This is a genomic window from Streptomyces sp. NPDC054796 (assembly GCF_053611545.1).
The window spans coordinates 40,531-52,889 of the sequence record NZ_JBSHAO010000009.1 but is presented as its reverse complement, the minus strand read 5'-3'; the positions used below and the strand labels follow the sequence as shown (position 1 = coordinate 52,889).

The 12,359-nt window shown below is 74.9% G+C and carries 7 protein-coding genes; 5 read left to right on the top strand and 2 right to left on the bottom strand.

Annotated features, from left to right (window positions below):
- Nucleotides 1–33 precede the first annotated feature (33 nt).
- The 5 genes from ACWGJ2_RS10115 (at nt 34) to ACWGJ2_RS10095 (ending at nt 9,931) form a co-directional block, all read left to right on the top strand.
- Nucleotides 34–1,362: a hypothetical protein gene (locus tag ACWGJ2_RS10115; protein WP_453345547.1), complete on the top strand. Its 1,329-nt coding sequence runs from the start codon at nt 34–36 to the stop codon at nt 1,360–1,362.
- A gap of 395 nt (nt 1,363–1,757) precedes the next feature.
- Nucleotides 1,758–4,640 (top strand): tetratricopeptide repeat protein, encoded by a 2,883-nt coding sequence (locus tag ACWGJ2_RS10110; RefSeq protein ID WP_453345665.1) that lies wholly within the window; start codon nt 1,758–1,760, stop codon nt 4,638–4,640.
- A 422-nt stretch (nt 4,641–5,062) separates the two neighbouring features.
- A complete protein-coding gene (locus ACWGJ2_RS10105; RefSeq protein ID WP_453345664.1) occupies nt 5,063–6,592 on the top strand; it encodes a PP2C family protein-serine/threonine phosphatase in 1,530 nt (509 codons plus the stop codon).
- 228 nt (nt 6,593–6,820) lie between these two features.
- Nucleotides 6,821–8,185 carry a VWA domain-containing protein gene (locus ACWGJ2_RS10100; RefSeq protein WP_453345546.1) on the top strand — a complete coding sequence of 455 codons (1,365 nt, stop codon included), beginning with the start codon at nt 6,821–6,823 and terminating at the stop codon, nt 8,183–8,185.
- A 51-nt stretch (nt 8,186–8,236) separates the two neighbouring features.
- The gene (locus ACWGJ2_RS10095) at nt 8,237–9,931 is read left to right on the top strand and encodes an FHA domain-containing protein (RefSeq protein ID WP_453345545.1); all 1,695 of its coding nucleotides are present in this window, start codon (nt 8,237–8,239) and stop codon (nt 9,929–9,931) included.
- Between the two features lie 121 nt (nt 9,932–10,052).
- On the opposite strand, the gene ACWGJ2_RS10090 is transcribed toward ACWGJ2_RS10095, so the two are convergent.
- Nucleotides 10,053–11,063: an N-acetylglucosamine kinase gene (locus tag ACWGJ2_RS10090; protein ID WP_453345544.1), complete on the bottom strand. Its 1,011-nt coding sequence runs from the start codon at nt 11,061–11,063 to the stop codon at nt 10,053–10,055.
- Nucleotides 11,054–12,355, bottom strand: a complete 1,302-nt coding sequence (locus ACWGJ2_RS10085; RefSeq protein ID WP_453345663.1) for a 6-phospho-beta-glucosidase — start codon at nt 12,353–12,355, stop codon at nt 11,054–11,056. Before ACWGJ2_RS10085 ends, ACWGJ2_RS10090 begins: the two co-directional genes overlap by 10 nt.
- Nucleotides 12,356–12,359: the final 4 nt, after the last annotated feature.

The following is a 12,359-nucleotide window of genomic DNA, read 5'->3' as shown; positions in this document are numbered from 1 at the left end:
TCGATGGGGCCCGCGGGACCCACCGGGCCGGTGATGAGCCGGGAGGAGGTCGACCGCGCTCTGGAGCGGCTCGGCGCTGAGCACGAGGCCGTGGAGTCGTCGCTGTTCGCACTCCAGGACCACGCCGGACGCCGCCTGCTGGAGGGCGCCCACCTGACCGGCATCACCGCGCACCGCTGGGCGCAGGCCGAGCAGGCGGTCACCATGCTGTGGACGGGCTTCGAGACGTACACGCGCGCGCTCGACCTCGCGCGCGAGGTGCGCGGGCGCCGCCGCTGGCCCAGCCGTGACGATCTCGTCGAGCTGACGCAGTTGCTGCGCGGCACCCTCACCATCTCCGGCGGCGCGCTGAACGGCGGCACGCTCACGGGCGGAGCGGGCGCGGGCGCGGGAACCGGCGCGACGGGCGGGCAGGCGACGCCGGTCCGGCTGGCCGAGGAGGTCACGCTGACGGAGCTGGTCGAGCGGATGAACGGCTGGTACGCGCAGGCCCTGGACGTGGTCGCCGCCGCCGACTCGGTGTGGTCGGCGCTCCCGGCCCGTATCGACATGCTCGCGGCCGAACTCCAGCGCGTCCGTTCCCTGGCGCATTCCGTGGGCGTCCGGCCCGGCGAGCACCCCTCGGGCGACGATCTGGAGCGGACCACGGCCGAACTGACCTCGCTGCGCGCCGAGGTGGTCGCCGACCCCCTCGCCTTCTGGACCCCGGCGGGCGGCAGCAGCGCCCCTGGCGGCGGACGCCCCGACACCTCGCGCTACGACACGGCCGCGCGCGGCCTGGAGGACATCCGCCGCGAGATCGACGCCGTGCTCAACGTGCGGCAGGACTCCGAACAGCGGCTGATGAGGCTCCGCGACATCCTCTCGCGCGCCGACCGCACCCTGGCCGAGGCCCGCGAGGCGCGCGTCGAGGTGCTGGCGAAGATAGCCGCTTCGGAGGTGCCTGCGGTCAGCGGCCCGCCGACGGCGCTCTACGAGCAGTTGTCGGCTGCGGCGGAGTACCGTCGTCATGCGCGCTGGCACCGGCTCTCCCCGCTGCTGGAGAGCCTGGAGCAGCGCGCCGAGGACGAGTTGGACAGGGCGAGGGCACAGCTCTCGGCCGTGACGGCCCCGCTGGCCGTACGGGCCGAGCTGAGGGGCCGTCTGGACGCCTACAAGGCGAAGGTGGCACAGCACGGCATGGCCGAGGACCGGTTCCTGATGGAGCGCTACGACGTGGCGCGCCGCATGCTCTGGAGCGCGCCCTGCGATCTGCGGGCCGCCGAGGACGCGGTGCTGCGCTACCAGCGGGCAGCCCAGGAGGTTCTGGTGCCCCGGCAGGGCGGCGGCGCCGCCACGGCCGACCGCAAGGGGGAACCGTGACCGAGAAGCCGGACCAGGAGACGCGGGTTCCGCCGGGCGCGGCGGGCGAGGAGCGGGGCGCGCAGGCGGCGGGGGCAGGGGAACCGGCTCAGGCCGGGGCGCCTGTTGAGGCCGGGCAGCCGACGCCAGGTGGTCAGCCGGACCAGGCGGCGCGGCCCGCGCACTCCGCGCAGGGTGAGCAAACGGTTCAGCCGCCGGAGGTCGCGTCGGCCGGTACGGCGGAGACCCACGTGGCAGCGCGCGCCGAGAACCGCACCGAGAACCGCGCCGAGAACCGCGCCGAGAACAAGGGCGCGGGCCCGGAAGCCGCGAGCACCGAGGGCGGCGGTCCGGGCACAGGCCCTGGCGCGGGGGCCTCCTGCCAGCGCCCCGGTTGCGCGGGCGCCTACGAGGACATGGGCGAGGGCGAGCTGTACTGCGACACGTGCGGGCTCGCGCCCGTCGTCGCGCGGGGCGGCATGCTCGGCTCAGCGCCGACGGGCATCACGAACGCGGCCCGGACGCCAGGCTCAGGACGCTCGGGCTCCGCGCGCCGTCCGGGCCCCTCACCCGCAGCACCGAACACGCCGGGCACACCGAACACGCCCGGCACACCCAGCACCCCGGGCCCGGGAGGCTCGGGCAGCTCAGGGGGCTCGTCGCGTTCCTCCCGTGCCTCCTCCAGGACCTCGTCCCGCTCCGCCTCCTCCCGGCGGTCCGTCTCGGGGCGCCTCTCGCGCGACCTCTCGGGCCGCAGCACCGCCCGTTCCGTCTCCGTACGCAGCTCCTCGCGCTCGGCCGCCGGGAGTTCCAGCCGGGGCAGGCTCGGCGCCGGGCTGGTCACGGTGCCGGACGTGCCGAAGCCCGACCCCGGCACCGTCGTGCTGGAGAACCCCGAGGTGCCCGAGCGCAAGAGGTTCTGTAGCAGCGGCGAGTGCGGCGCCCCCGTGGGCCGTTCGCGCGGGGACCGGCCTGGGCGGACCGAGGGGTTCTGCACCAAGTGCGGCCACCCCTACTCCTTCGTGCCCAAGCTGCGCCCCGGCGACATCGTGCACGGGCAGTACGAGGTGGCGGGCTGTCTGGCGCACGGCGGGCTCGGCTGGGTCTATCTGGCCGTCGACCGCGCGGTGTCCGACCGCTGGGTCGTGCTGAAGGGCCTCCTCGACACGGGCGACGAGGACGCGATGGCCGCCGCGATCTCCGAGCGGCGCTTCCTCGCGGAGATCGAGCACTCCAACATCGTCCGCATCTACAACTTCGTCGAGCACCTCGACCCGCGCACCGGCAGCCTCGACGGCTACATCGTCATGGAGTACGTCGGCGGCAAGTCGCTCAAGGAGATCGCCAACAGCCGCCGCACCCCTTCGGGGAAGCGCGATCCGCTGCCCGTCGAGCAGGCGTGCGCGTATGGGATCGAGGCGCTGGAGGCGCTCGGCCATCTGCACAGCCGGAACCTGCTGTACTGCGACTTCAAGGTCGACAACGCCATCCAGCAGAACGACCAGTTGAAGCTCATCGACATGGGCGCGGTGCGCCGCATGGACGACGAGGACAGCGCGATCTACGGGACGGTCGGCTATCAGGCCCCGGAGGTCGCCGAGGAGGGCGCCTCCGTCGCGTCCGACCTCTACACCGTGGCCCGCACCCTCGCCGTCCTCACCTTCGACTTCCAGGGCTACACGAACGTCTTCGCCGCGGCCCTGCCGGAGCCGCAGCACATCGAGGTCTTCCAGAAGTACGAGTCGTTCTACCGCTTCCTCGTCCGCGCCACCGACCCCGACCCGCAGCGCCGCTTCGCCTCGGCGGAGGAGATGTCGGAGCAACTGCTGGGCGTGCTGCGCGAGGTGGTCGCGCTCCAGACGGGACAGCCGCGTCCCGCCATGTCCACGCTCTTCGGGCCCGAGCTGCGCGTCGTGGACACGACGCTGCTGGCCCAGATCACGGGCGACGCGTCCTCGCTGGGCGCCCGCGCCCTCGTCCCGGCGCGCGGCGGACGCAAGGGCAGGGGACGGGCAGTCGCGGGCCAGCAGGCCCAGGGCACCGGCGCCGGGCCCGGCGCGATGGTGCCCGCGCAGCGCGTGCCCGTGGGGCCCGGCTCGACGGTGCCGTCGCTGCCCGCACCAGGCGGCCAGGGCGGTGGCCAGGGCGGCGCGCCCGCCACCACGCTCGCCGCGCGCAGCCAGGCGGCGGAGGCGTACGGTCCGTACGGGACCACGCCCACGCACGTACGCCTGCCGGGTCGCCCCGACCACGCGTCGGAGCCCGGCGCCGACACCGGACCCGGCAGCGCGGGCACGGGCGAGAACAGGGGCCGGGGCGAGGGGGCCGTGCGGCTCGCGCCCCTGCACACCCGGTCCACCGCGCTGGCGCTGCCCGTACCGCTCGTCGATCCGGCCGACCCCAACGCGGGCTTCCTCGCGGGCCTGATGACCTCCGCACCGGCCGAGCTGATCGGCGCCCTGCGTGGCGCGCCCGCCTCCTCCAGCGAGCTGCGGCTGCGCGAGCTGCGCGCCCGGCTGGAACTGGACACCACGGAGGACCGCGCGGCGGCGGCCGAGACGCTCGCCGCGCTGGAGGCGCGGCACCCGGACGACTGGCGGGTCATCTGGTACCGCGGCCTGTCCGCGCTCGTCGCCGGGGACAGGGAGACGGCGGCGCTCTCCTTCGACGCCGTCTACGACGCGTTTCCCGGCGAGCCAGCGCCCAAGCTGGCGCTCGGCGTCTGCGCGGAGGTGCTGGGCCAGTTGGACAACGCCGCCGAGTACTACCGCCTCGTGTGGACCACCGACCCCTCCTTCGTCAGCGCCGCTTTCGGCCTCGCCAGAGTGCGTCTCGCGGCGGGTGACAGGCGGGGCGCCGTGGAGGCGCTGGAGTCCGTGCCGGAGGCGTCGATCCACTTCACCGCGGCGCGCGTCGCCGCGATCAGGGCCAGACTGCGGCAGCGTGCCCCGTACGAACCGCTGCTCGACGACCTCCGCGCTGCGGCGGACCAGACGGAAAGGCTGCGCGAGGTGGGTCTCGACGCGCTGCGCCGGGAGGAGTTGACCACCGAAGTGCTGGGATGCGCGCTGGACTGGGTGCTCGCGGGGCGCCGCGGGGCCCCGCCGGGAGCAGGATCCGGCGCCGGCGCCGGATCCGGGCAGCTCGGGACACTGCTCGGCAGTCCGCTGGACGAGGAAGGGCTGCGCTTCGGACTGGAGCGCTCCTACCGGCTGCTCGCCCGGCTCGCGCAGTCCGGCACCGAAAGGATCGAACTGGTGGAACGGGCCAACCGCTTCCGCCCCAGGACGTGGGTGTGACCATGCCACAGCTCGACCAACTGTCCGTATGCCCCAGCTGCGCTGAGCCGCTGGAAGCGGGCGACCACTTCTGCGGGGCCTGCGGCACCGATCTGGGCGCTGCGCTGCGGTACGCGTCAGGCGCGGGGGCCGGGGAGCCGGAGGAGGACAACCCGACCATTCCGATCAACGGGATCCGCCTGCCGCCGCCGCCCGCCGCGCAGGCGTCGCCCGTCGTGCCGCCGTCCCCCGCGTATCCCGTGAACCCGGCGGCTCCGGGCGCACCTGGCGTGCCGGGCACACCGGTGTCCCCGGCGCCTCCGCCTCCCACGCCCCCCGCGCCTCCCGTGTCCCCGGGGGGTTCGTCCGCGCCGTCCGGCCCTCCTGGGGCGCCGTCGGGTCCGCCGTCGGCGCCCGTGCCGCCCACGCCGACGCTGCCCTCGATGCCCTCGCCCGTGGCGGCCCCGTTTCAGGGCCCCAGCTCCCCGGTCTCCCCGGCCTCCCCGGTCCCTCCGGGCCCACAGGGTCCGCAGGGCGCGGCTCCGGGGTACGGGCAGGCGCCCCCGTCCGTAGCGTCCCAGCAGACGGCGACCCCCCAGAACCCCGCGCCGGGACAAGCCCCCACGCCGACCGAGCCCGACTTCACGCTGCCGCCCGCGGCACCGGCGCCCCCTCAGCACGGGGGCACCGCGTCCGCGCCCGTGTCCGTTCCCGCGTGGAACACCGCAGCACCGGCACCCGAAGCCGCACCGGACGCCGGGGCTCCGGACGCCGGGACCGAGGCGTCGCCCGACCCGCGTACCGCCGACCCCCGCGCCATGCTCGACGACTCACCGCCACCCGCCAGCAAGATCCGCTCCCTCATCGACCTCGTGGACCAGGGCGGCAGTCAGGGCGGGAACCGGGGCGGTGCCCGCAGTTGGGAACGCCCCGCGAGGGCCGAGTCGGCACCGTTGGTCCCGACGCCCGCGACACCCCCACCACCCCCTCCCGTTCCGGCGGAGAGGCAACCGGAGCCGGAACCGGAGCCGGAACCGGAACCAGAGACGGAGGCGGAGACCGCCGTTCCGGGGCCGCGCTGTGTCGCCTGCGGCACCGGCACCATCGACCACGACGGCTACTGCGAACACTGCGGTCACAAGCAGCCCTGCGAACGGGACCACATGGAAAGTGAGCTGGCGACCGTCGCCGCGGCCAGTGACCGCGGCCTGCGCCACCACCGCAACGAGGACTTCTACGCGGTGGCCGAGACCGCCTCCGAGGAGGGCACCCCGGCGACCATCGCCGTCGTCTGCGACGGGGTCTCCTCGGCCACCCGCTCCGACGAGGCGTCGGCCGCGGCGGCGCGCGCCGCCAGTGCGTCGCTGCGGGAGGCCGTGCCCCAGGGCACGCACCCCCAGCAGGCCATGCACGACGCGCTCCTCGCCGCGGGCGACGCCGTCACCGCGCTCGCGGCCGACGGGCCGAACGAGCCCAACAAGAACGCGCCCGCATGCACCATCGTCAGCGCGCTGACCGCCGACGGCATCCTCACCGTCGGCTGGGTCGGCGACAGCCGCGCGTACTGGGTGCCCGAGGACCGCACGACGTCCTCCTCCCGGCTGACCGAGGACGACTCCTGGGCAGCGCAGATGGTGGCGGCGGGACTGATGGAGGAAGCGGAGGCGTACGCGGACTCGCGGGCCCACGCCATCACCGGCTGGCTCGGCGCCGACGCGTACGAACTCGAACCGCACACCGCTTCCTTCAAGCCGGACCGGCCGGGTGTAGTGGTGGTGTGCACCGACGGGCTGTGGAACTACGCGGAGTCCGCCGACGAGATGGCCGCCGCGGTCCCGCCGGACGCCCGCGCCCGCCCCCTGCACGCGGCGCAGCACCTGGTCGGCTACGCGCTGGACGGCGGTGGCCACGACAACGTAACGGTGGCGGTGCTTCCGTTCCCGGCGCTCGTGGGAGGGGCAGGATCAGCCTGAGACCGGGACCAGGGGACACCGGCGCATAACAGCAGCACGCAGCACGCAGCACGCAGCACCGCACAGGCACCGCACAGGCACGGCGCAGGCACACCGCACACCGCACACCGCACACCGCACGCGGAACGGAGCACACAGCACGGGGGGAAGCACCGGGGACGCCGCTGGCATGCGGCGTTTCCGCCCGCCCCTTCATCTCCTTGTCGACATGGAGCAGGAGCGGAACAGATGGCCAACATCTCGAAGTCGAACGTGCCGCAGTTCTCGGTGGACATCTATCAGAACGAGTACCTGTCGGAGGGCGCGAGCGAGGTCAACGCGATCGTCACCGTGACCTCGACGGGCGGGGGGACGACCGGCGGGCAGCCGCTGCCGGTCACCGACCCGTCGCGCGCCCCGCTCGGCGGCGGGGGCCTCCACACCGACGCCGCAGTCGTGATCATGGTGGACTGCTCGGGCTCGATGGACTACCCGCCGACGAAGATGCGCAACGCGCGGGACGCGACGGCCGCGGCCATCGACACCGTGCGCGACGGGGTGCGGTTCGCGGTGGTCGCGGGCACCCACCAGGCCAGGGAGGTCTACCCGGGAGCCGGCAGGCTCGCCGTCGCCGGCGCGGCCACCCGCGACCAGGCCAAGCAGGCGCTGCGCAGACTCGGCGCGGGCGGCGGCACGGCCATCGGCACCTGGCTGCGGCTGGCCGACAGCCTGCTGGCCTCCGCCGACGTCTCCATCCGCCACGGGATCCTGCTCACGGACGGCAGGAACGAGCACGAGGAGCCCGAGCAGCTCCAGGCCACCCTGGACGCCTGCGCGGGCCGCTTCACCTGTGACGCGCGGGGCGTGGGCACCGACTGGGAGGTGAAAGAAGTCACAGGCATCGCCTCCGCACTGCTCGGCTCCGCCGACATCGTGGCCGATCCCGGCGGCCTCGCGGACGACTTCACGCGCATGATGGAGACGGCCATGGGCAAGGAGGTCGCCGACGTGGCGCTGCGCCTGTGGACGCCGCTGGGGACCGGGATCAAGTTCGTGAAGCAGGTCGCGCCCACCGTCGAGGACCTGACGGACCGCCGCACGGAAGCGGGCCCGCGGGCCGGTGACTACCCCACGGGCTCGTGGGGCGACGAGTCCCGCGACTACCACGTATGCGTCGAGGTGCCCCCCGCCGAGGTGGGCCAGGAGATGCTCGCCGCACGGGCCTCCCTGATCGTCCCGGCGCCGGACGGCGGGAGTCCGCGCACGCTCTCGCAGGGGCTGATCCGGGCCGTGTGGACCGACGACCTCGGGGCCACCACCAGCATCAATCCGCAGGTCGCGCACTACACGGGCCAGGCGGAGCTGGCGCAGGCCATCCAGCAGGGGCTCGATCTGCGCAAGGCGGGCGACGAGGAGGGCGCGACGGCCAAACTGGGCCGGGCCGTTCAACTGGCGAGCGTCTCGGGGAACGCGGATACTGCGAAACTGCTTTCGAAGGTCGTCGACGTCGTGGACGAGGCGACCGGTACTGTTCGGCTGAAGGCACAGGTTGCCGAGGCCGACGAGATGACCCTGGAAACGCGGTCCACCAAGACGGTCCGCGTGAAGAAGTAGCGAGTACCGAAAGGTACGGACAGCAGGAGCACGGAGGGGGAGGCACTCACCATGCCGACTTGCCCGAACGGCCACCAGTCGGCGGCCGACGACTGGTGCGAGGTGTGCGGTCACCGCATGACCGACGCGTCCGGCGCGCCGGCCGGCGGGGTGCCGCAGCCCCCTGCTCCACCGGGACAGGGCGGTTACGGCTACCCCGGGCCGCCCCAGGCCCCCGGTGTCCCCGTCCCGCCGGCGGCCCCTGGCCCGCCCGGTCCCGGTGGGCAGGGACAGGGGCAGGGGTACGGGTATCCGCAGCCCGGGGGTCCGCAGGGCCCGGGGCAGGGTCCGCAGGGCGGGGGAGAGCTGTGCCCGCAGTGCGGTACGCCGCGTGAGGCGCAGGCGCCGTTCTGCGAGGAGTGCCGCTACAACTTCCTGACGCACTCGCCGACCACCTACGTGCCGCCGAACCCGCAGCACACGGCGGGCGGCCCCGGCGGTCCGCCCGCTCCTCCCGGTCAGCCCGGTCAGCCTGGTCCGCCCGGTCCCGGTGCGCCGGGGCAGCAGCAGCCCGGCGGCTTCCCGCAGCAGGGCCCGCCGCCCGGTTTCCCCGGCCAGGGCCAGCCGCCTCAGCAGGGGCAGCCTGGCCAGCCGGGGCCGCCGCCTCCGCCGCCCTTCCCCGGGCAGACGGACCCGAGCCAGGAGCAGCGGTTCGACTACCAGGCGTCGCGCCCCTCCCAGATCAACCGTCCCGCCGAGCCGCTGACGCCCGAGCAGAGCGCGCCCGGTGGCCCCGGTGGTCCTGGGCCGTACGGTGCTGACCAGAACGGCCAGGTACCGGGTCCGCCCGGTCCGCCCAGTCCGCCGCCAGGGCCCGGCCAGCAGGGGCAGCACGGCCAGCACGGCCAGCAGATGGCGCCGCCCGCTCCGCCGCAGCAGCCCAGCGGCGACTGGATGCTGTCGCCTCCCGGCGGCCCCGGACAGGATCCGCAGCAGCAGCCGCAGCCTCCTCAGCAGCAGCAACCGCCCCAGCAGCCGCCTCAGCCCTTCCAGGCGCAGGCCCAGGGCGCCCCTCCCCAGGCGCCCCCTGCCCCTGCCCCGGAGGGACCGCAGCCGCCGCCCCCGTACCCTGGCCCGCCCGGTTTCCCCGGCCAGGCCCAGCCCGAGCAGATGCCGGGCCAGGGCCAGCCGGGTCCCGGCTACCCGGGTCAGCCGGGTCAGCCGGGTCCGGGCGGCGAGCAGGGCCAGCAGCACCAGCCGCCCCAGCAGAGCCAGCACCCGGGCCAGCAGGGCCCGTACCCGGATCAGCAGGGCGGCCAGTACCCGGGCCGGCAGGACCCCGGATACCAGGAGCAGCAGCCCTCCTCCTGGGTGGCGGTCATAGCGCCGGACCGCGAGTACTTCACGGCGATGATGGGCCGCAGCGGTCCCGAGGCCGCGAGCCTCAACCTGCCCGCGTACTCGCCGGAGCAGCAGCTTCCGCTGACCGGGAACCAGATCACCATCGGCCGTCGCCGCCACTCCACGGGCGAGGCGCCGGACATCGATCTGGGCCGGGCCCCGGAGGACCCTGGCGTCTCGCACCAGCACGCCGTGCTGGTGCAGCAGCCGGACGGAAGCTGGTCGGTCGTGGACCAGGACTCGACGAACGGCACCACGATCAACGGCGCCGACGACCCGATCCAGCCCTTCGTCCCGGTCCCGCTGACAGACGGCGACCGCGTCCACGTCGGCGCCTGGACGACGATCACCCTGCACCGCGGCTGACCCTGACCAGCCGGACGACGGCCCCCGTCGGCCCCGCACCCGCGGGCCCGCCGGGGGCCGCGTCGTCCCCTGCGCGGCCCCGTCTCGCCGCCCGACGGCTGCCGCCCGCTGCCCGCCGCCGTCAGCCGTAGTACGCGCGCAGCGCCGCGTGCGCCTCGGGGCGCGCCCCCGTCGCGTCGAGTCCGAGGAGGCCCGCGCCCAGGACCGGGGGCGCGGTGACGATGCGTGGGTCGGCCTTGGGCGCCTGGGCGGCGAGCTGTTCCGTGAGGCGGTCGTGGAGCAGCGGGTGCCGGGCCGCGACGACGCCGCCGCCCAGCAGCACCGGCGTCACCGTCGCCAGCAGGCCGAGGCGGTCGAGGGTGACGGTGACCAGGGAGACGATCTCGTCGGCCTGCCGCCGCACGAGCGCGCGGGCCACCTCGTCACCCGTCGCGGCGACCTCGAAGAGGACGGGGGTGATCTCGTGCCTGCGCCCGGCCGGTACGTCCTCCATGTGCAGGGCCTCGATCAGCGCGTACATGGAGGGCAGCCCGAAGTGTCCGGGCAGGGCCCGCGCGAGTTCCGTCGGCCCGCCCCTGCCGTCCTCCGCGCGCGCGGCGTGCCACAGCGCCTCGGCGGCCAGCCCGGCGCCGCCGCCCCAGTCGCCCGAGAGGCGGCCCACGGCGGGGAAGCGGTGGGTGCGGCCGTCCTCGGCCCGGCCCACGCAGTTGATTCCCGCGCCGCAGACGACGGCGACGCCATGGCGCACCGTCCCGTCGTCCGGCAGCCCGGCGCGCAGTATGGCGAAGGTGTCGTTGACGACGTGCGCGGTCAGGCCCCAGTCGTACGCGTCGATCCTGGCCGTCAGATCGTGTTCCTCGCGGGGCAGGTCGGCGTTGGCGAGGCAGGCGGAGACGTGCGCGAAGCGCGGGGATCCGTCCGTGCCCCCGCCGCCCGCGCCCGCCGCCTCGGCCGCGTGCGCCACGGTGCGCGCCAGTTCGCCGACGGCCGCCTCCGCGCCGACCGTCGGCGGCTGGAAGCCGCCGCCCCGCGCGGTGCCCAGCACGGTGCCGTCGACGGCGACGACGGCCACGTCCGTCTTGCTGTTGCCCGCGTCGATGGCGAGGCAGGCCCCGCCCGGGTTCAGGCCCACGCGAGGTGCTCCCTGTTGTGCGCGAGGAGGAGGTCGGTCAGCGCCTCGGCCTGCGTGTACTGGCCGACGAGGGGGTGCGCGAGGAGCGCCTTGAAGACCCGTTCGCGGCCTCCGCGCAGCGCGGCGTCGAGCGCGAGGCGCTCGTAGGCCGTGACGTGGGCGATGAGGCCCGCGTGGAGCGGGTCGATGGCGGGCGCGGGCAGGGGCCGCGCGCCACCGGGCGTGATCCGGGCCGGGACCTCGACCACCGCGTCGTCGGGGAGGAAGGGCAGCGTCCCGTTGTTGTACGTGTTGACGACCCGCACCGGCGCGTCCTCCCCCTCCGCGTCCTCCCCCTCCGCGTCCTCCCCCTCCGCACCCAGCAGGGGCGCGGCCAGCTCCACGGCCGCCTCGGAGTAGAAGGCACCGCCGCGCCGGGACAGCAGCTCCGGCTTCTCGTCCAGCGCCGGGTCCGCGTACATCTCCAGCAGCCGCTTCTCCATGGCGGCGACCTCGGCCGCCCGGGAGGGCTTGGTGCGCAGCTCGTCGACGACCTCGTCGTGCGCGTAGTAGTAGCGCAGGTAGTAGGAGGGGACGACGCCGAGCCGCTCCAGCACGGCGGGCGGCAGCCGCAGGTCCTCGGCGATGCGCGGGCCGTGCGCGGAGATCAGCCGGGGCAGCGCGTCCTCGCCGCCGGGTCCGCCCAGCCGCACGCCCAGCTCCCAGGTGAGGTGGTTGAGGCCGTAGTGGTCGAGATGGACCTCGTCGGGCTCCGCCTCCAGCAGCGCGGCGAACTTCCGCTGGAGGTGGATCGCCACGTTGCACAGCCCGACGGCCTTGTGCCCGGCCTCCAGCAGGGCGCGGGTGACGATGCCGACGGGGTTGGTGAAGTCGATGATCCAGGCGTCGGGGCTGACGCGGCGCACGCGCTCCGCTATGGAGAGGACGAGCGGCACGGTGCGCAGCGCCTTCGCGAGCCCGCCCGCGCCCGTCGTCTCCTGGCCGACGCAGCCGCACTCCAGCGGCCAGGTCTCGTCCTCGTTGCGTGCAGCCTGGCCGCCGACGCGCAACTGGACCAGCACCGCGTCCGCTCCCTCGGCGCCCGCTTCCAGATCGGCCGTGGTGGTGACCAGCGCGTCGTGGCCCTGCCTGGCGAGGATGCGCCGCGCGAGGCCGCCCACCAGGCGCAGCCGCTCGGCGTCCGGGTCGATGAGGACGATCTCCGCCAGGGGCAGCGTGTCGCGCAGCCTGGCGAAGCCGTCGATGAGTTCCGGGGTGTAGGTGGAGCCGCCACCGACCACCGCGAGTTTCATGGCT

What these genes read in the sequence shown, in the direction of transcription:
- ACWGJ2_RS10100 (WP_453345546.1), top strand. Translation starts at nt 6,821, where the DNA reads ATGGCCAACATCTCGAAGTCGAACGTGCCGCAGTTCTCGGTGGACATC.
- ACWGJ2_RS10110 (WP_453345665.1), top strand. Translation starts at nt 1,758, where the DNA reads ATGGGCGAGGGCGAGCTGTACTGCGACACGTGCGGGCTCGCGCCCGTC.
- ACWGJ2_RS10095 (WP_453345545.1), top strand. Translation starts at nt 8,237, where the DNA reads ATGCCGACTTGCCCGAACGGCCACCAGTCGGCGGCCGACGACTGGTGC.
- ACWGJ2_RS10115 (WP_453345547.1), top strand. Translation starts at nt 34, where the DNA reads ATGAGCCGGGAGGAGGTCGACCGCGCTCTGGAGCGGCTCGGCGCTGAG.
- ACWGJ2_RS10105 (WP_453345664.1), top strand. Translation starts at nt 5,063, where the DNA reads ATGCCCTCGCCCGTGGCGGCCCCGTTTCAGGGCCCCAGCTCCCCGGTC.
- ACWGJ2_RS10085 (WP_453345663.1), bottom strand. Translation starts at nt 12,355, where the DNA reads ATGAAACTCGCGGTGGTCGGTGGCGGCTCCACCTACACCCCGGAACTC.